Origin of the sequence: Desulfovibrio sp., from assembly GCF_035644575.1 — a bacterium.
Classification (GTDB): Bacteria; Desulfobacterota; Desulfovibrionia; order Desulfovibrionales; family Desulfovibrionaceae; genus Desulfovibrio.
Genome location: NZ_DASQOG010000215.1, coordinates 9,894 through 30,463, shown reverse-complemented (window position 1 = coordinate 30,463; position 20,570 = coordinate 9,894). Strand labels below are relative to the sequence as shown.

At 61.8% G+C, this 20,570-nt stretch carries 2 protein-coding genes; both read right to left on the bottom strand.

The window, feature by feature from the left end; genetic code table 11:
* Positions 1 to 140: 140 nt before the first annotated feature.
* Positions 141 to 3,674: an alpha/beta fold hydrolase gene (locus VEZ52_RS12050; protein ID WP_324837030.1), complete on the bottom strand. Its 3,534-nt coding sequence runs from the start codon at positions 3,672 to 3,674 to the stop codon at positions 141 to 143.
* The gene (locus VEZ52_RS12045; RefSeq protein ID WP_324837029.1) at positions 3,671 to 20,443 is read right to left on the bottom strand and encodes a non-ribosomal peptide synthetase; all 16,773 of its coding nucleotides are present in this window, start codon (positions 20,441 to 20,443) and stop codon (positions 3,671 to 3,673) included. Before VEZ52_RS12045 ends, VEZ52_RS12050 begins: the two co-directional genes overlap by 4 nt.
* Positions 20,444 to 20,570: the final 127 nt, after the last annotated feature.

Here is a 20,570-nt window from a genome sequence, read left to right as displayed (position 1 = left end):
GTGCAAAAACAGTTAGCAAAACAGGCATTACGCCATCTCTAAATAGAAATAGCTCTCATTTTTTACCGACAACAGATTTACAACATTGTTAAGAAATACTCCAAGACCATTTCTAGACTTTTTTTAGACAATATTTTCAACTACCCTTCGCCTTCAAGATATTCCAGTATGAGCTGTGCCACGTTTGCGGCGAGGCCGGCAGAAAGCATGGTTTCGTGGGTGCCTTGCGTCCAGCGCAGCGAGATATTTTCCTTTTTCAAAAAGCGGCTCCAGCCCTGGTAGTCATCATTCATTATAATTTGCGGGTTGTTTGCAAAATCCAGCGCGCGCACCAGCAGCAGCTTGCAGTCTGAAGGGCTTGGCCGCTCGTAGCGCGCAGCCGCCAGGGTGTTGCCGCGATAGGTCAGCAGCAGGTTGTCCATCTGCACGGCGCTGAATCCGGCAGGCAACAATCCGCTTTTCTCTCCGCATTCCACCAGGTAGTCCAGTTGCTGCTGGCGTGGCATGGCGCGCAGCTTTACAGGGTCAAAGGCCATGCCTTCCTGCAAAATGAGCTGCAACAGTTCAATGTCATCCTTGGCAGCCATCTGTTTTGCGCGGGTATTGTCGGCCACGGTATCAAGAATGATGACAGGCTCACTGCGCTCGCCCAGGGCTGCATACCGCCGGGAGCATTCATAGGCCAGCAGACCGCCGAAACTCCAGCCGCCCCAGATGATATCGCGGCTCTCGACCTTGAGTATTTCGTCCAGATAATACTCTGCCAGGCTTTCAACCGTGTGCAGCTCTGTGGTAAGCGACGTGCGCCTCTGGCTGAAGCCAGCCGCCTCAACAGCGTAGACCGAATATTTGCCCCCAAGCAGGCGCGCAAGGTCGCTGTAGCAGAACACGCTGCCGCCAACCGGGTGAAACAGAACAAGGTTCTTGCCGCCCTCGCAGTGTTGCAGCTGGATAACAGGGCTTTCGCGTTTTTCGGTCTTTCCCGCCAACAGGGCCGCAAGCTGCGCGATGCTTGAATGCGTGACCAGCTCGTTCACAGCCACATGCACGCCCATTTCCTTTTCAATCATGGCAATAAGCCTGATGGAAAGAATGCTGTGACCGCCCAAACTGAAGAAACCTGCATCGGCATCGGTAATTTCAACGCCCAGCAGGCGCTTCCATATCCCGGCCAGTTTTTCTTCCACTGGCCCGGCAGGCATGCGCCCGCGCTGAACTTCCACCCCGCCCAGGGGTGACGGCAGAGCCTTTTTGTCTACCTTGCGGTTGAGCGAAAGCGGCAGTTCCATCATGGGGACAAAATAGGCGGGCACGCAGTACGGCGGCAGGTGTTGCTCCAGATATCCGCGCAGCAGGGCCATATCCACATCGCCCACCACATAGGCGGCGAGGGTCTTTTCCTCCCCGGCGCGAAAGGTATCCGCCACCACGGCCACCTGCCGCACACCCGGAAAGCCCGCCACGGCCTTTTCCACCTCGCCAAGCTCCACCCGGTTGCCGCGTATCTTCACCTGCTGGTCTTCGCGCCCTCGGTAAAAAACAAGGCCGTTCTGCACATAGCCGTTGTCACCCGTGCGATAGCAGGGCTGACCATCTTTTTCCACAAACGCGCCGGGGCTGGCGTTGTTCAGATAGCCGCGCGACACGCCATCGCCAAAAATCCACAGTTCGCCAGTGACGGAATCGGGCAGTTCCTGACAATTTTTGTCCATAGCGCAGATGCGCACGCCCTCAAGCGGCCTGCCAATGGGGTAGGCGGTAAAATCCTGATGGTTGCCCATATCTATGCGAAAGGCGCTGCTGTCCACCGTGCATTCCGTGGGGCCGTACACATTGAAGAGCACTACGCCCTCGTTGCCGGGGATGGCGTAAAACTGGCGGATCACATCGGGCCGCAGCACCTCGCCCGCCAGCAGCAGAGCCTTGAGCGGCAAGGGCTGGCGCTGCTCGGCGAGCCAGTCTGTGAGCACATTGAAAAACGCGGGCGTCATGTCGCACAGGTCAAGCCCGCGCTCACGCGCGCAGGCGCAGAAAAGTGAGGGATTCTTGCGTTCTTCGTCCGACAGCACGTGCAGCCCCTTGCCGCTGAAGACAGACACGGCCAGCTGCTGCACCGAAGCGTCAAACGACAGGGGCGCAACCAGCCCCACCCTCTCGCAGCCCGCCGCATAGGGCCGCAGGGCGCGCAAAATGTGCATAAGGTTGCGGTGCTCTACCACCACCCCCTTGGGAGTGCCCGTTGAACCGCTGGTATACACGATATAGGCAGCCTGGGCGGGATCACATGGAGGCAGGGCTTCCCCGCCCGCAGGCGGCAGATGCTGCGCGCCAAAACGCGAAAGCGTAACCTGGGGGCGGCTGCCGCCGGGTCGGATGACAACATCATAGCGGAAGGCCTGCGCCCCGTGCCGCTCGCCGCCATCCACACGGTTCTGCTCATGGGTTTGGCCCAGTGCGCAGGGCGAGAACGTCACTTCCACCGGCACAGGGCAGCGCGCCGCCCACTCCGTAAAAAACTGGCGTGGAACAAACAGTTCTTCAGAGGCATCGAGCCGCAGCAGGCCCCTTTGATCGCCGGAGGCAAGGGCATGGGCCTGCAAGGCAGCCCGCAGATCATCGCGGCAATCCAGATCGCGCACCGCGCCCACAAAAACGAGTCCGTCGGGCGTGAGCATCTGCACAGCGTGATGCAGCACCTTGCGCAGATAGTTGTAGCCGGGGAAATTTTCCACCACGCCGTTCATAACCACCACGTCAAAGGCCTGGCCTTCAAGAAAATGTATGTCCGCGGCTTCCATTCGATACGGCGTCACCCTGGCGGCAGCGTCAAAACCGGCGAGGCGGCTGAGTTCATTGCGGGCCAGATCCACAGCCGCATATTCCTTCGCGGCACCGGCAAGCGCCCGCGCCACGCAGCCAGACCCGCTGCCCACATCCAGCACATTGCGGCCTGCGCGGGAATCCTCCGCGCTGCGGGCCTCTGCCTTGTGAGCCAGCCCGCATTTTTCAAGCACAGCAGCGGCCATGGCGGCGAGTTCGCTTTGCGGGCAGGGGGCGGCGTCAAAGTCGCTCTTCCAGCCCCTGTCGCAGCCTGCCTGCGCCACCTGCTCCCAGTATTCCGTGCTTACAAGGCCTGTGCCCTTTTCGGCGGCATCGTCATAGTCCTGCGCATCAAGGCAGAGCACGTGCCGGATGCCGGGATTTCTGTAGTGAAAATACTCGGCCTCGCGCAGGCATGCGCTGTCGGCAATAATCAGGCTCGCAGGCTGCAGCATGGCCTCTTTGCGGCCTTGCGGCTGCTCGCGCTCCACGGGCAGATACACAGATCCGGCCCGCATGACGCCAAGGGCCGCAGCCAGATACACCGCGCCGCGCGCGCACAGCACGCCCACCACGGCCTCGTGCCCATAACTCTGCGCAAGGATGAAACGGGCAATGCGCTCCGAAAGAACGTCCAGCTCCCTGAAGGTCAGCCCAGAGCCTCCCCCGGTCAGGGCTTCGGCTTCTGGCCTTGCATCAGCAATGTCGCGGAAGAGGTGCTCAAGGCTGGCAAACTCCCCTCCTGCCTGCGCGCTGCCCGCTGTTTGCGGGCCGGAGCCGGAAATACTGGCAGGTTCGGGCCTTGCAGACTTTTTTGCAGGTGCGGCAAAGGAAAAATCCGATAACTTCATCATGCCGCTCCCTCAATTATGCCTTCAAGAAAATTCCCGTAATAGGTCAGCCAGTCCTGAGCGGTTCCCGCGCCAACTTGCTGCGGCTCATACGCAAAATGCAGGGCCAGACCTTCCTCCTGTTCCCGAACCGAACAGAACAGACCGTAACCCTTGCCTTGCGCATCAGGGATAGAGACGCCCTCCCGCGCAAATGCAAAACCGAAACGCAGGGCGCTTTGCATGAGGGGCATGGCATCATCAGCAAGGCCAGAGCCCCCGTGGTCAGCATCGCCCATACCAGTCTGTTGCGTCAGCTCCCTTTGCGTAAAGGCCAGCAGTTCGTCAAACTCCATATTGTCGTCAATGCTGAACCTGATGGCGCGCTCTGGCGGCACCTCCACCACAAATTGCTCCTGTTGGGTCACCTTGCCCATCAGCACGGCAAACACCGCCAGCAACACAGCTTCGGCAGATGCACCTTTGCCCGCTGCCACGGCCTCAATGCCCTGCCGCACGGCTGCCGGGGCCAAATCTTCGCACTGCTCAAGGCTGACCGCTCCGCCAGCGGCGCGCGGCAGGGCAGTGGGCGTGAAGCGCAGCGGCGCATCCGCTGGCGCGGAGGTCATCAGTTCAAGTATGCGCACATAATCGCGGGCCATGCGCAGCACATCGGCCTCGCTGAACAGGTCTGCGTAGTATTCGAGGGCGATGCTTATGCGCTCGCCAATATCGCTCACAAAGACGGAAAGATCCGTCTTGCTGGAGAATTTGCTGAACCGCAGGGATTCAAACAGGCCCTGCCCTTCGGCGGCGAATTCAAAGTTCATGTATGAGAGAATGATCTCCGACAATGGCGATCTGTCCGGCCATGCGGTCTGCTTGAGGTCCGCCAGCAGGCTGTTAAGGATGTACGCCCGGTGACGCATCCCTTCATTGCTTACCTGCCGCGTGGCGCGCAACAGGGCGGACAGCGGCTGGCCGGGGTCTATGCTGAAACGCAGCGGCAGCACGGAGGCCAGCATGCCCGCCGTGTTGAGATGTTCGCCCCGCCCGTCCACAGAAACAGCGACCACAATATCCTGCGCGCCGGTGTAGGCCTGAGCAAGCAGGCTCCAGGCGCAGAGCGAAACCTGATAGTTGGTCAGCCCTTCCCTGCGGGCCAGGCCCTTGATGCCCTGCACCAGTTCCGGCGCGAGGTCGAATTCATACGTGCCGCCCCTGCCCGTGTGCACCCGGGGCCGGGGATGCGATGCGGGCAGATCCAGCCGGGGGAGTTCGCCCTTGTAAATATTCTGCCAGTAGGCGGCGGCTTCGGCATCGGGATGCGTGACCTGTTGCCAGGCGATATCCTTCATCTGCGCGGTCACAGGTGCAAGCTCCAGCCCGTGGTACAGGCGGTACAATTCCACATTGAGCAGCGACATGGTTCTGCCATCGCCAAGGGCGTGGTGCACATCGAGGAACAGCACTTTTTCACCCGCGTCAGTCACAAGCAGGCAGGCCCGAAAGCCCATTTCGTTCCGCAGGTTAAAGGGCCGTATAACAGCATCCTTGTGCGCAAGATCGGGGATGCGCCTTTCTTCAAGGGTAAACCCGGTGAAGGGATGAATAATCATGGCCGGACGCTCGGCCTCAAAATCGCAGAAGCTCGTGCGCAGCGCCTCGTGCCTCTCCACAAGCTGGGCAAGGGCCTTTTCAAGCCGCGCCGCATCCGCATCGGGCGGCATCACAAGGAATGCTGGCAGGTTGAAACCCAGATCGCCCTCGCTGACCATATCTGCATACAGGATGGCAAGCTGCTCGTTGCCCACGGGGTACTTATCCAGAACCGGCGTTGTTTCCTCTGCTTGTTGCTGCGTCTGCGCTGGCTTGCGCGAGGCAAGGGCGCAGTCGACAATATCGCCGAGGGTGTCGCTTTCCAGCAGATCCGCCACCGCGAGGGCAAGCCCCGCCTCCTTGTCCAGCCGGTTCACAATACGCGTTGCGGCAATGGAATCCCCGCCCAGATCAAAAAAATCGTCCTCTCTGGTCAGGGGCCTGTCATAGCCAAGGCAATCGCGGATAATCTCGAGCAAAGCTGCCCCATCGAAATGATTGGCATTGCCCATGGGCTGCGCCTGCCTTGCCTGGCCGCCAGATCCGCCGCTGATTGACACGCCGCCCAACATGCTGCCGGGCAACTCGCTACCGGGCAGGCCGTTAAGGGCAAAATCCGCTGTGTTTTCGCCCGTCATGCCCACAACCACAAGTTCCTCGCCGCTGGCAAGCGCGGCCTCTAGCACGGCAAGGGCCTGCTGCGGCGCAAGCATGGTTGCGGCCTCCGGCCCGTTGCCAAGCCCCTCGCGGGCGGCCATGCCCACGCCCGACCATGTGTTCCAGTTGATAGAAAGCGCGGGCAGCCCAAGGCTGCGGCGATGCCGGGCAAAGGCGTTCAGATAGGCGTTGGCGGCGGTGTAATCGCTCTGCCCCGGCGCGCCCACAAGGGCTGTGCGCGATGAAGCCAGCACAAAGAAGGCCAGATCATCGGCAAGGGTCGCCTTGTGCAGGTTCCAGGTGCCAGCCACCTTGGGGGCCAGCACGGATTCGTATCCCTGCCTGTGGCTGGTCAGCAGGTAACCCCTGCCAGCCACGCCAGCCGTATGAATCACGCCCTGCACGGGGCCGACCTCGCGCCGGATTTTTGCAAAAACCTCTTCAACCTGCGCGGCATCCGTGACGTCGCAGTGGAAGGCGGCAAAGGGCACGCCCTCCAGCGCATGGGACGGCAACTGGCTGCTTCTGTGCAGCAAAACCACGCGCGCGCCGTGGCGCTCATGAATCTGGCGCGCCAGCGTCTGGCCCATGCCCCCAAGCCCCCCGGTGATCACCACGCAACCGTCCTTTGTGATGACAGGCGTGGCAGCAGAGGCAGGCGCAGATGGCAGCGTGACCAGCTCACGCACACGCACAGTGCCATCGTGCGCCGCCACATACGGCCCGTCAACCAGGCCGAGGCTGGCCGCAAAGGCCGCTACGGAATCCGCGTTCTGCTCCTCAAGCTCCACATAGGCGCAGGAAATTCTGGGTTCTTCCCACGGCAGGCAGAGCAGCGGCCCCATATACAATGCGCCCTGCGGCAAACATTCCAGATGCGGTTCGTGGGCGGAGGTATCCGGCACAAAGGCACCGCTTCCCACAACGGTGACGCGCAGAGGGCGGCGCAGACCGCCGCTGCAAATCTCTTGCAGCAGGGCGCAGAGCGGCCATGTGTCGTTTTGCACGTCAGACTTCAAGCTGGGCAGCCAGAGCAGATGGTCTGTGGGGCTGGCAAGGATTTCACGCGCCAGAGCGCGGGCTTCATCCGCCTGCAAGGGCAAGGGACGGTGCGCGTGGGCAAGCGGCTCCAGGGCTTCTCCCAAAAGGCTGCCCTGCCCGCCAAGCAAGATGATGTTTTGCGGCCCGGCAACAGAGCCTTCCAGATCGGCCTGTTTCCAGCCAATGGTGTACAGTTCCGGCTGCGGCGTCTCCGGGCCGGGTCTGCCAGCCCTTTGCCCCTTGCGCAGGGCCATAAAGGTCATTCCTTCAAGCTCCGCCACAATCTGACCGGAGGCGTCTGTCACCGTGCAGTCGGCCACGATCATGCCCTGCTGGCGGTCAGAGATACGCACCAGCGCAAAGGCCTGTGCAGTCAGGGGGCTGTGGAGCCGCACCATGCGGCAACCAGCGGGCACAAAACCGTAAGCGCCGCGCAGGGCAAGGCTTGCGGCAATGTCCATCATGGCCGGATGCCAGCGGAAGGTATTGAAATCCGCCCGATAGGCCTCGGGCAGGCACAGCTCCGCCAGCAGGGTATTGCCGTCTTCCGACACCCAGAGCGCCTTGCGGCACTGCCAGCGCCCGCTAACCATGAGCGGCGAATCTTCCGGCGTATCTTGCTGCGCTATTTCGTGCAGGCTTTCGCGCAATGTTGACAGGTTCAATGCCGCAGGGCGAGCAATCCCGCCGCGCACCAGGCCGCTGGCGGCCACGCTCCATGTGCCTGTGGTCTGTCCTTTTCTGGAAGCCTCACCAGAATTGCTGGTGGCAGGCTCAAAGTGGTGCAGTTCCACGGCAAGAGCATCGCCCTGCTCCTGCGCCAGCAGCACAGCGCGGCATCCGGGGCCGCAGGTTACGGGCTTGCGCCAGCGCAGATCGTGCAGGCTCAGAGGTGCGGCTCCGCCAATCCAGCCCAGACAATCCAACAGGCTCATGCCCACCAGCAAGGGGGTGCCCTCAAGCCTGTGCTCTGCCGCAGGCCAGAAATCCGGCCTGTCCACGGCAAGGGCAAAGGCCTTTCCGGCAGGCGTCATGACAGGCTCGGAAAGAAAGTGCGCTGCAAAACGCGGCCACAGCGTAGCGGCGGCGAGGGGGGCTGCGGGCAGATGCACCCTGTAGACGGGCTTTTCTGCGGGCCATGCAAGGCTTGCCCCGGCAAAATAGGCGCTGGCGGCTGCCTGCGCCGCTTCCTGCGAAACAAAGAATGCGCCGGGGAGCATATTTTCCATACCGTCCCGGCTGTCATGGCGTGCCGCATTGCCCACGGCAATGCCCGTGACCCCTGCGTTCAGCTGTTCAAGCAGTTCCTGCCGGGAACGCACTACAAGCGCCGCGCGCACAGGCAGGGCATCCCGCCCTGTCATGAGGGTTGCGGCAACGGCATGCAGGGGCCAGCCCGCGTTGCGCGCCACAGCCGCCGCGACCGCCCTGGCGTAGTCCTGCAACGAGGCCTCGTCCGGGGCGGAAAACACCACGCACTGCCAGTACCCATCATCCTGCGGCAAAGGCCCCGCCTGATGCTCCGCCACAATCACATGGGTGTTTACGCCGCTGATGCCAAAAGAACTGACGCCGCAACGCCAGGGCCGCTCCTGCGGAGGCAGCGGCTCAAGCATCTGCGCCACGCGCACGGGCGCGGCCTCAAAATCAATGTGCGGATTGGGCCGCTCAAAATGCGGCTGCGGCGGCACAAGGCCGTTTTCAAGGCAGAGCACGGCCTTGGCAAGGCCAGCAGCGCCAGCGGCGGCATCCAGATGCCCCAGGTTGCCCTTGACCGAACCGATAAGCGCCTTGTGCTCCCGCCGCGCACCCTGCCGGACAAAGGCCCTGCGCAGACCCTCGATTTCCACAGGGTCGCCCAGAACCGTCGCCGTGCCGTGGGCCTCAAAAAACTGGATGTCCGCCAGCGAAACGCCCGCATTCCGCGCCGCGCGGTCAATAACCTCGGCCTGCGCCTCAGGATTGGGCGCGGCCATGCTGGAGGACTTGCCGTCCTGATTGACGGCGCTGCCGGGGATCACCGCATGTATGGCATCGTGATCGCGCAGTGCGGCATCCAGCGGCTTGAGCAGAAAGACCGCCGCCCCTTCGCCCGCGCCAACGCCTTCGGCCCCGGCGTCAAAAGTTCTGGTGCGACCAGAGGAAGACTCGATGGCAAAGGCCGCATCGGCCTTTACAGGCAGATCAATAACGTGCGCGCCGCCCACAAGGGCCACGGCGCACTCGCCCTCGTGCAGGCTGCGGCAGGCCTGATGCAGGGCCGCAAGCACAGACGAGCAGGCCGTATCAACGCTGGCCGCAGGGCCGTGCCAGTTTTTCATGTAGCTCAGGCGGGCCAAAACGTTGGAAGGCACATTGAGCAGGTAGGTCTGCTCCGCCAGCTCGGGAAAGGCCCGCGTTACGGCAGTCTGGAACAGGCGGACCGGGCTTGCCCCCACAAAAACGCCCACATCGGCATTTTCAAGGGCGCTGCCGCCGTAGCCCGCATCGTCCAGAGCACGCAGGGCTGTTTCAAGAAACACGCGCTGGGCCGGGTCAAGCAGACTGGCATCGTTGGGTGAAAGCCCGAACCGCCGGTAATCAAAGGAGGAAATATCCGAAAGATAGGCCGCATCGCGCAGGCGGGCATCGTCAAAGGCAAGGCCCACGGCATCAAATATCTGCCGCGTTTCGCCGCGCCGTTTTTCGGGCATGGGAATATTCTTGTCCGCGCCTCTGGCAAGATCGCGCCAGAAGCTCTGCACATCGGCATAGTCGCCAAGGCGCACGGCCATACCGATAATGGCTATGGGCGCTGTGGTTGCACGGCAGGTTGCAACGCTGCTGCCAGCATGCTGCACCCGCGCAATAAAGGCGGCCTGCGCGCGGATGGTGCTTTCTGAAAAAAGCCCCGCCAGCGTGAATACTCCCGCCCACTGTTTGTCCAGCAGGGCATGCAGCCGCACCAGCAGGAGCGAATTGCCGCCCGCGTCAAAAAATCCCAGATCAGGCCCCGCTTCCACTTCTGGCATAACCTGCCGCCACACTTCGCGCACGGCTTCGATCAGTGCAGGAGAAATACCGGATTCCATACCAGACTGGGGGCCAGACTGCAATCCATCCGGGCCATGCTCAGGGACGGCGCTCCTTTCTCCACCCGCCAGCAGGGGCTGGCCCTGCAAGCGCTTGCGGTCGGCCTTGCCCGAGGGACTCAGCGGGATGTCTTGCACCACAAAAAAGCGGGACGGGCACATGTAGTTGGGCAGCAGGGCCGCAAGCTCCGCGCGGATGCCCGCCAGATCAAGCCGCGCGCCGCCCTGCGGCAGCAAAAAGGCCTCAAGCGCCGCGTAGTCGCCAATGCGCCCCATCCGCACCACTGCCTGCGACACGCCCCGGCAGCGCCCAAGCGCCGTCTCGACCTCACCAAGCTCAATGCGGTAGCCGCGAATTTTCACCTGATCATCGTTGCGCCCGAGATATTCAATGCTGCCATCAGCCAGCCAGCGCCCCAGATCGCCCGTGCGGTACATGCGGCTGCCGGAGGCAAAGGGATCATCCATAAAACGCTGGGCCGTGAGATCGGGCCTGTTCAGATAGCCTCTGGCAACCTGTACGCCCGAGATATAAATCTCGCCCGTAACGCCCAGCGGCACAGCGTGCTTGCAGGCATCCAGCACATACAGCCGGGTATTGCTCACCGGGCGACCAATGGGCACGGCGTGGGGCGGCGTGTGCATGCAGGGCTGCCACGTTACGTCCACAGTAGCCTCGGTGGGGCCGTAGAGATTGTGCAGTTCCACCTGCAACTGTTCCGCATTGGTCAGGGCATTCCACCGCGCCACCAGCTCTCGGGGCAAGGCCTCGCCGCTGGTGAACACATAGCGTAATGACCGCAGCCTGTGCACATCGCCGGGGTGCCCCTCCAGATGATCCAGAAAGGCCCGCAGCATGGACGGCACAAAATGCAGCACCGTGACCCGGCTGGCTTCTATGGCCTGCACGATGAGAGCGGGATTTTTTTCCGCATTCGGTTCCAGCAGGGCAATGCTTGCGCCCTGCCACGACCACCAGAACAGTTCCCACACCGACACGTCAAAGGTGATGGTGGTTTTTTGCAGCACCACATCGCCCTGCCCGATGGGAAAGCGCGACTGCATCCACAACAGACGGTTGGCAACGCTGGCGTGTTCGATAATCACGCCCTTGGGCCGCCCGGTGGAGCCGGAAGTAAAGATCACGTAGGCCGGGGAATCAGGCGGCAAGGGTTCCGCTTCATACTGAGGAGCGCCGCCAGGCACCTGCGCGCCAGCAGTCAAGGCCTCAAAATCAGGCGAGAGTATGCGCTGACCGCACTGCCCATTCTGGCAGAAGGCTTCCGCAAAGCGCTCATCGCACAGCACCGCGCACTGCCCGAGGTCTTCAAACACAGACCGCATGCGTTCGAGGGGCAAGGTGGCGGCAAGCGGCACATACACGGCCCCAAGCCGCAATACGGCAAAAATGCAGGCCAGCATTGCGGGCGAACGCTCAAAGCATACGCACACAGACTGACCGCGCTCCACGCCCTGCCCATGCAGCCATGCGCACACGGCATCCACCTGCGCGTTGAACTGCGCGTAGGAAACAGCCGCGCCCGCTACGTCCAGCACCGCCGGAGCGTGGGGCGTGCGGGCAGCCTGAGCGCGAAAACGGCTGTCCATGTCGGCAGTGATATCCAGCAGTTCCGCAGTGTCATTAAAGCTGTCGAGTTCGGCGCGCTCCTGCGCTGGCAGGATATCCAGTTCGGCCAAAGGCTTTGCATCGTCAGCCAGCACGGCGTCCGCAAGGGTCAGCAGGCGATCGGTCATGCGGCGGACTGTCTGCGGGCTGAAAAGCTCGGTGCAGTATTCCACATCCACCGTATAGCCGCCGTCCTCCCGCTCCTTGAAGTAAAAACTCAGGTCAAACTTGCTGCACTGGTGCGGCAGGGGCAAAGGTTCCATGCACAGGGGGGGGCGGTCAAAATCATTCCAGCTTGCGCCTTCCAGCGCGGCAAATACATCAAACAGGGGGTTGCGCGCGGCATTTCTCTCCACCCCCACGGCTTCGATAACTTTCTCAAAGGGGCAGTTTTGAGCGGACAATGATTTTCTGAACGCGGCATCCACCGTGCCTGCCAGTTCGGCAAAGCCGCCCTGCGCGTTCATGCGTGCCCGCACTGCGAGTGTATTGACAAAGAGGCCCACAACTCCCTGAACCTGCTCATGTTCCCGATTTGCCGCAGGGCAGCCCACAATAATATCGTCCTGCCCGGTATGGCGGAGCAAAAAGGCATCCACCAACGCGAGCAGCACGGGGAATACCGTTACCCCGGCCCGCAAGGCCCAGTCCTTGAGGCCGTGGCTGCGCTCAAGCCCAAGATCAAAGCTCTGCACGGCCCCTTCAAAACGCTGCACCGCCGGGCGGGGATAATCCAGCGGCAGGCGCAGCCGTTCCGGCAGCGGCGCGAGATCGCTGCATATCTGCTCAAGACCTTCCGCCTCCCGCTGCGATTCCCACAGGGCGTAGCTTGCAAAATCCAGTTCCAGGGGCGGCCACTGCGGCAGACTGCCTTGCAGCGCGGCGCCGTAGGCTTCGTTGAGTTCGCGGGTGATAAGTTCCGCCGACCAGCCGTCAAATATGATGTGATGGAAGCAGAACAACAACGCATGGCTGCCGTCCTCCTGCCGGAACAGGGCCACGCGCACCAAGGGCCTTTCCGGCCCCAGAGGCAGGCTCATGCCCAGATAGGTTGCATCGGTGAGGGGCGCATCATAGCACTCAAGCCGCAGACCGCCAGCAGGGGCAAGGCTTTGCTCCGGCGTATCCAGCGCCACGCGCAGGCGCAGGGCATCGTGCCTTTCTTCAAGCAGGGTCAGGGCCTTTTGCAGGGCCACGGCATCGACGGGGCCACGCAGCAGCGCAGCAAAAGGAATCACATAAACCTGACCGCCCTCATGCAGCTTTTGCATAAACCAGATACGCTGCTGGGCCGGCGACAGAGGGTAGGCTGCAAGCCCTTCCACTCGCGGAATAACAGCATCCGGTTTTGCCAGACTGCCAATGCGGGATGCCAGGGCACGCGGGCTGGGATAGCCCATCACGTCCTCTATGCCCACTGCCACGGAGAGGCTTTTGCTCAACTGCGAGAGCAGACTCATGGCTATCAGGCTGTGGCCGCCAAGCTGGAAAAAATCCGCATCCACAGAATCCACAGGACAACCGAGCACGGCGACATAGGCCGCGCGCACGGTTTCCGCCAGATCCGCCACATCCAGCGTCTGCTGGGCCTGGGCTTGCACGGCTGTGGCGGCAGCGTTATCGGGCGCATTTTCTGCAACGCACTGCTCTGCTCCGCCCTGCTCTCCGACGGGCCTTTCTGCGTCCGCCAACGCGTTTTTCGCCGCTTCTTCCAGCGCAAGGCAGGTACGCGCGGCCCCTGAAGCCGTTGCCGCAAGCACGGCATACAGCGCGTTGCGCAGGGCAAGCGCCCTCTCCTCTGGCAACCGCTCGGGATCATACAAAAAGCGGAAACGCAGATTCACGCCGGGAATAACCGAAATGCCAAGGGCGTAAGGCAGCTTTTCAAAACCGCGCATGTCGCACAGTTCAACACGATTGTGATCAAAACTCGTATCCACAGGATAATTTTCAAAGACCATCAGGTGGTCGAGCAGATTTCTGCCCAGTGTAGCCAGGGGCACATAGCCATAGCGCATCTGTTGCAGGCTCTGCTCTTTCACATGGGCCAACAGCGCACAGAGGGAATCGCTGGCTGTCCAGCGTGCGCGCAGCGGCGAGGTCTGGATAAACAGCCCCACGGCGGACTCAATGCCCGCCAGCTCCGCCGGGCGGCCGGAAGTAACAACGCCAAAGACCACATCGCGGCAGCCATTGTTGGCATTGCCGAGCACAATGGCCCACAGGGCCTGAACAAGGGCGGAGAGCGTCACCGCCTCCGTTTTTGCCAGTTCTTGCAGGCTGGCGCTCAGGGCGGCGTCCAGCTCCAGTTCCACTGTCTGCGGCTCGTCAAATTCGCCGGAAGCGCCAGCATGGGGAACCGGTTGGGCCAGCTCAACCCCGGTCGGCCCGTTGAAATCCTGCAACAATCCGGCCCAGTAGGCCCGCGCCGCACGTTCATCAAACTGCGCGCGCCAGCGGGAATAGATTTCCAGCGGGAAAGGCTCCGGCAAACGGCTGTTCTCCGGCCCGCCCTTGGCCCCGGCCAGGGCAAAAAGCTCCCGCAGCAATACGCCCATGCACCAGCCGTCCATAAGCAGATGGTGGAAGCACCAGCTCATGACCACGCGGTTGGCACCTCGGCGGAAAAACCGCGCCCGCAGCAGGGGGCCGCGCTGCACGTCAAAGCCGCGCTGCCGTTCCGCGCGCAGCAGAGCCTGCGCTTCCGCTTCGGCCTCGGCCTCCGGCAAATGGGAGAAATCGTGGAACTCAAGGCTGGTGCGGCCCTTGAGCAACACCACGCGGTAAAATTCGCCCTCCACGGGCATGGGAAAGAGGGAACGCAGGCTTTCGTGCCGTGCGGTGAGCGCTTCCCACGCGTGCATGAGCGCAAAAATATCCACCGGGCCGCGAAAATGAAATTCCACCTGCTGGGTGTAAACTCCTGATTGCGCAAGCAGGGACTGATACAGCAAGGGCGCATGCCCGGCATCCGGCTGTGCGATGCGCTCCACGTCGTCCGCATGGCAGCCGCAGGCGGCAAAAATGGCGTCCAGGGTCTGCTGCGGCAGATAGGCGGGCAGGGTCTTCAGGGCGGCAAGCCAGCTCTGGAGCAAGCCGGAAACCCAATCATACGGCAGACAGTGCGGGCTGAACCACGCCCCGAGGTGCAGGATGCCCTGCTGGTCAAAAAAGACCGAAAGCTCCAGCGGGGCATCCGCCTCCATATCGGCGTGGATAAGTTCGGGGATAAGCCCCGGAGCCAGAGCCGAAATCATCAGGGAGGCCTCTTCGTCAGGCTGGCCCGTCACACGCCCCAGATAGTTAAAGGCAATCTGCGCCGCATAACCAAATTCAGTGGGGTTTTCCTGCCGCAAGTACCCATAGGCATTGCAGTTTTCAGGGCTGAAATGCTGCGCCAGCCAGGGGCCGAGGACTTCGCGGGCCTGCGCGTAGTTCAGGGCAGGCTCAAGCGGCATGGGGCAGACTGCCGTAAACCAGCCAAGGCTACGGCTGGCGTCAAAGCCCGGCAAAAGCTCATCGCGCCCGTGGCTCTCGAGCGTTACGCGCACCGCCCCCTTTTGCCCCTGAGCATGCAGGGCGCAGGCAAGAGCGGACAGCAGATCGGCCTTGGCATCGGTGCTGTATTCCAGCCGGAAGCCCTCAAGCTGCGCAGCCAGACGGGCACGGCTGGCTGCCCTGTCCCGACTCCTGTCCCGACTCCTGTCCCGGCTCTGGGACAAAAGGCCGCGCAAGGGTACGCATGGTTCGGCGCAGGCAGCCTGCCACAAGGCGCGCTGCGCCGCAGAAGGGAATACTCCGCCAGCGCGCAAGCGTTCAACCTCGCGGGCGCGCAGGGCAAGGCCGTGCGCTTCTCGCTGGGCTTTGCCTGTGCGGCAGTAATGGAGCAAGCCCTGCCGCAGGGTTTCAAGCGAGAGCGCATCCAGTGCAAGATGATGCCCCACCAGCAGCAAGAAGCGCCTCTCGCCGTGCCGGGCCAGCATGGCCCCCAGAGTTTTGCCGCATGTTGCATCAAGGCCCGCCGTGATCTCCCCCACCGCCTCGCGCAGCAGGCTTGTCTGCTCCACAGTGTCGGAGAAATCGCGGCAGTGCAGGATTATTTTTTGCGGCTCAGCCAGCAGCACGGCGTGATCCGGCGCAAAGGCCATGCGCAGGGATTCATGATTTTCCGGCAGGGTTTGCAGCCATGCTTCAATGGTCGCCGTTGGCACATCCGCGCGGATTTCCAGCGGCATCATCATGAAGAACTGCCGCCAGTGGCTGGGATGCGCGCTCAGGAAATAGCGGGCAAAGGGCAGCAGGGGAACCTGCTCGCCAGGGATAACAGGCGTGTAGTCCATCGCCTGCGCTGCAGAAAGCTCGCTGTCGGCGCTTTCCAGCAGGGTGCAGAGATCGCCAAAGTGGGGCTTGCGCAAAAAATCCGGCGCGCTCAGGGCGGTTATGCCGCTGCGGCGCAGAATGCCCGTTATCTGGATAGCCTTGATGGAATCGCCGCCATCGCGGAAAAAGTCGCTTTCTTCCTGCACTGCGCTGGAACTGCCGGGGTGCAGAATCTCGCGCCAGGCATCGGCCAATACCTGCCGGGGATTGCGGCGGGCAAGGCCTTCGCAGGCGCGGCGCATGCTCTGCGCCAGATCATCCAGCAGGGCCGGGGCATCGGCTATGCAACCCGCGTCGTACTCCAGCACAATGCGTGAAGCCGTGCCCGTTACGAGGGTAAAGCTGGCTGTGAGCTTGCTGGCCCGCAATTCCAGCTCCAGCCGGTTCAGTTCAAGCCCCGGAACACCCACAGGTTCAAAATGCGCATGTGTTGCCAAAAATTCGGGGACGATATCCGCAGCGCAATAACGGCTGTGTTCAATGGCCTGGCGCATCTGCCGGGCGGCATCGGCCACGGCGGCGCTGTCTTCAAGGCCGTCAAGGCGCACACGCAGGGGGACGGTGTTGACGTAGAACCCGGCAGCGCAGAATTCGTCCTGCGTTTCGCGCAGCCCCATGGGCACACCCAGCAGCAGTTCTTTTCTTTCAAAACGGCGGCAGAGCGCGCGCCCCGCCAAGGCCACAAAGCAGGCCAGCACGCTCGCGCCAGAATTTTTTGCCAGAATTTCAAATCCCTGTGCGGTTTCCGCATCAAGATCAACGCCAACCATGGCGCCCTTTCGGCTGGCGGCTCCTGCCGCCTGATTCACCGTGGGCACTGGCGGCGTAAGCACCTCCTGCCAGTAGGCCGCATCATCTGCGCAGGCTGGCGATGCTGCATAGGCAGCCTGCCTACGGCAAAAAGCCTCCTGCACAGCCAGCAGACCGCGCACGGGCGGTTCGCTCCTCAAGTAACGCAAGGCATTTTGCAGCAGAATTTCAAGGGTTTCGCCATCGCCCGCCACATGGTGCACCAGCACCAGCACCTGAACGCACTGCGGCAAAACAGCGGCCACAAGGCGCACGGGCGGCTCCACACGAAGGTCAAAAGGCGTGTGTATCTGCTGGTCAAAAAACACCGCCGCTTCGCGCGCATCGGCAATGGCCACGCTGCACAGATAGACCTCGCCCTTGCCCCGCGCAAAATGGGGATTGTCTATATCTCCCGCCACTGTGCAGTGAAAAAGCTCCTGCGCGTTGGCGGCCCTGCGCAGGCCTTCCAGAAAATCTGCGGTTCTGTCGCCGCGCAGTTCAAGCAGCAGAGGCATGTTGTAGTCAATGGAGCCTTCGTTAACCTGCTGGTAGGCCCAGATGCGGAACTGCCCGGTACTGAGCGGCGCGCTTTCAATGCCCGCAAGTGCTGATTCCGCGCGGACACCGCCAAGCAGGGATTCCACATCGAACAGCGTTTCGCAGCTGACAAAACTGCGGAATGAAATATCAACGTTAAAGGTTTTGCGGATGGCATGCAGCAACGACATGGCGTTAAGACTGTTGCCGCCCTGGGCAAAAAAGCTCTTTTCTGGATCATAGGCCCGACCAAGCACGCGCTCAAAAATCTCCAGAAGCCCCGCATGGGGCTTGCGGTCACTGCCGCCCTGCGCTTCGCCCCGCCGTGCAAGGTTTTGCAAGGCCTTGCGGTCTATCTTGCCTGTGGGGGCAAGGGGCATGGCTTCCAGCACGTGCCAGGCCGAGGGCAGCATGTAGGGCGGCAGGCTTGTTCTGCTCCACGAAACCACCTCTTCTATGGATGCGCCGGGCCGCAGCACAAAAAAAGCCGCAAGGCTGGCCTGACCGCCCGCATCCTTGACGGCCAGCACCGCCGCCTGACTGACGCTTTCACAGCTTTCAAGCAGGCAGGCTACCTCTGCCAGCTCCACCCGGTTGCCGCGAATCTTCACCTGATCGTCAGCGCGGCCCAGCAGCAGGATTTCGCCCCTGTCCGACCACAAGGCCAGATCGCCAGACGCGTAAAAGCGGGGGTTTCCTTCCTGCGGCAGGTGGATAAAACGCTGCTCCGTCATTTCAGGCTTGTTGTGGTAGCCGATGGCAAGGCTTGCCCCGCCTATCCACAGTTCGCCCGCCATGCCTGCGGGCATCTCGCGCCCCTCGCCATTGCGGATGGAAAGCGTCACGTTGGGGATGGGGTTGCCCACGCTGATGGGTTGCGGCTCAAAGGGCAAAACTTCCTTCATGGCCGCGCAGACGCACGTTTCCGTGGGCCCGTAGGCGTTGAAATAACGCAGGCCCTTGGCATAGTGCAGGGCATCGCCCACCACCGGCGGCTCGCCCGCCGTTATGAGCACTCGCAAGCCGGGGAAGGGCTCACCCTCAAAAAGATTGAGGTACGAGGGCGGCAGGGTGACAACGGTGATATCGTTATCAATCATGTACTGCCGCAGCGTCCAGGGCGCGTTGCGGCACTGGTCGCTCACCGGATACAGGGCGGCCCCTGCCAGCAGAGCCATGAACATTTCCGACAACGAAGCGTCAAAAATGGGCGGCGCAAACTGCAAGACATGGTCATCTGCCTGTACGCCAAAAAGCTCGATCTGCCCCTGAATCATATTGGCAAAGCCGCCGTGCGGAGCCAGCACCCCCTTGGGCTTGCCCGTGGAGCCGGAGGTGTAGATCAGGTAGGCTCCATCCTCTACCCAGGGCGCTTGCGGCAAGGGCGTTATTGGGGATTGGCGGTAGGTAAGGTCGGCCAGATCAAGCGTGATGTCTGCCCCGGCGTCTTCCACAATATAAGCCATGCGGTCGGGTGCGGCCTTGGGGTCGATGGGCAGATAGCTTGCGCCAAGCCGCTGTATGCCAAGCACAACTTCGGGCAGATTGGCTGTGCGCTGCGCCGCCACCGCCACAATGCCGCCCCGGGTAACGCCCTGCCCAGCCAGCCACGAGGCGCAACGCAGGGAATTTTCCCGCACCTGCGCGTACGAAAGGGCATTGCCCCATTCGTCCCTGACGGCAACGCGCTCGGCAAAGGCATCCGCAGCCACGTCAAAAAGTTCCGGCAAGGAACGGATATCGTACGTTCTGGCAGGGCCGCTGCTCCATCGCGCGAGTTCCCGCTTTTCTTCGTCCAGCAGATAGTCAAGCTGCGGCGGCTCAATGCCAGCGGCAAGCTGGGCCACTACGCTCTCAACGCGGGCGACAAAGCGCTCCACATCCCTGTCGCTCAGGTGGTTGCGACTATTGCGCACCGTGAGCGAAAAGCAGCCCGAGCGCAGTTCCTGCATGACCAGCGTGCCAAAAAGGATCGGCTCCTTGGCGCTGTGCCGCTGCTCCGCTTCGACAATGGGGAATTCCGGCGTACCGGGAGGCGTATTGGGCAGAAAATTGACAAAGGTATCTGCCAGAAATGCAAAATTTTTGCCTTCAAGCTGGCGGGCAGCCAGTTGATAAGGCGTGCGCACATGGCGGTAAAACGAGCCGTTCTGCGCACTGATGGCCTCCAGAAGCCCGGCAAGGGTATCGTGCGCGGACACGTTCACCAGCAGGGGCGGCAGCGACATCATGGCCCCCTGTCGCCTGTACAGCACCTTGCGTTCCCCGTAGGCCACGGGGGCAAGAGCCACAATGTCCTTTTCTCCGCTCATGAACGATACAATGAGTGCGTAGATGCCCGTAAAAAACACTGCGGGGCTGACCTTGTGGGCGGCAATGAGCGCCGATGTTTCGCGCGAGGCTTTTTCTGACAGCACAAACTTCTGGTGACGGCTCGCGCCAAGCACATCGGGCCGCCCCGGCAGGGCGCGCAGCAGGCGTTTTTCTGGCAGGCGGGAGAGGTGTTCCTGCCAAAAGGCCATGTCTTTCTGAAAACGCGGCGAGGCGCAGTGCGCCTGATCTTCAAGGTAGGCTTCTTCGCAGGAGCACGGCTCGCCAAGGTCTGGCGTTTCTCCGCGTGCCAGTGCTGTGTAAACATCCGCAATGACAGCTATGTGAAAAAAGAATGCCAGCCCGTCCAACACCACGTGCGAGCACTTCATGGCAACGATGCAGCTTGCCTCGCCAGTGATGACAAGGGCGTAGCGCATAAGAGGATTTTCGACCGGTTCTTCAAAAAACTCGTCGATCATGTGGTCGGCAGCGGCGGCGGGGTCCGGTTGCGCTGCGGCGTCCAGAACCCTGAAATCAGGCTCCTGCGGTTCACCCACAAGAAAGTACGGCTCGGCTTCATCCTGGCACAGGGAGGCGGCGGGCAGAGGCGTGAAATGCAGCGTGCGCTTGATGGCCTGGCGCAACAGATCGGGATCGAGCCGGGCGTCAACGTGATAACAACCCCGAATGGAGGTTTCAGCATAGTCGGACAGCGCCGCTTTTGCAGAGAGCCACAGTTCTTTTTGACACCCGGTTAAAGGCACAATCTTTGCCATTCCGTCCCCCACTGCGGCTTTAATGCGCTTTGTGCAATATGGTGGGCAAAATAGCTCACAGCCTGTATATTAGCAAGTTTTACATATACTTTGGACAGTTTTTGCCGTAAATTCACAAACAGAACGA

Excerpts from the sequence above, each read along its gene's own strand:
- VEZ52_RS12045 (WP_324837029.1), bottom strand. The coding sequence starts at position 20,443 with ATGGCAAAGATTGTGCCTTTAACCGGGTGTCAAAAAGAACTGTGGCTC.
- VEZ52_RS12050 (WP_324837030.1), bottom strand. The coding sequence starts at position 3,674 with ATGATGAAGTTATCGGATTTTTCCTTTGCCGCACCTGCAAAAAAGTCT.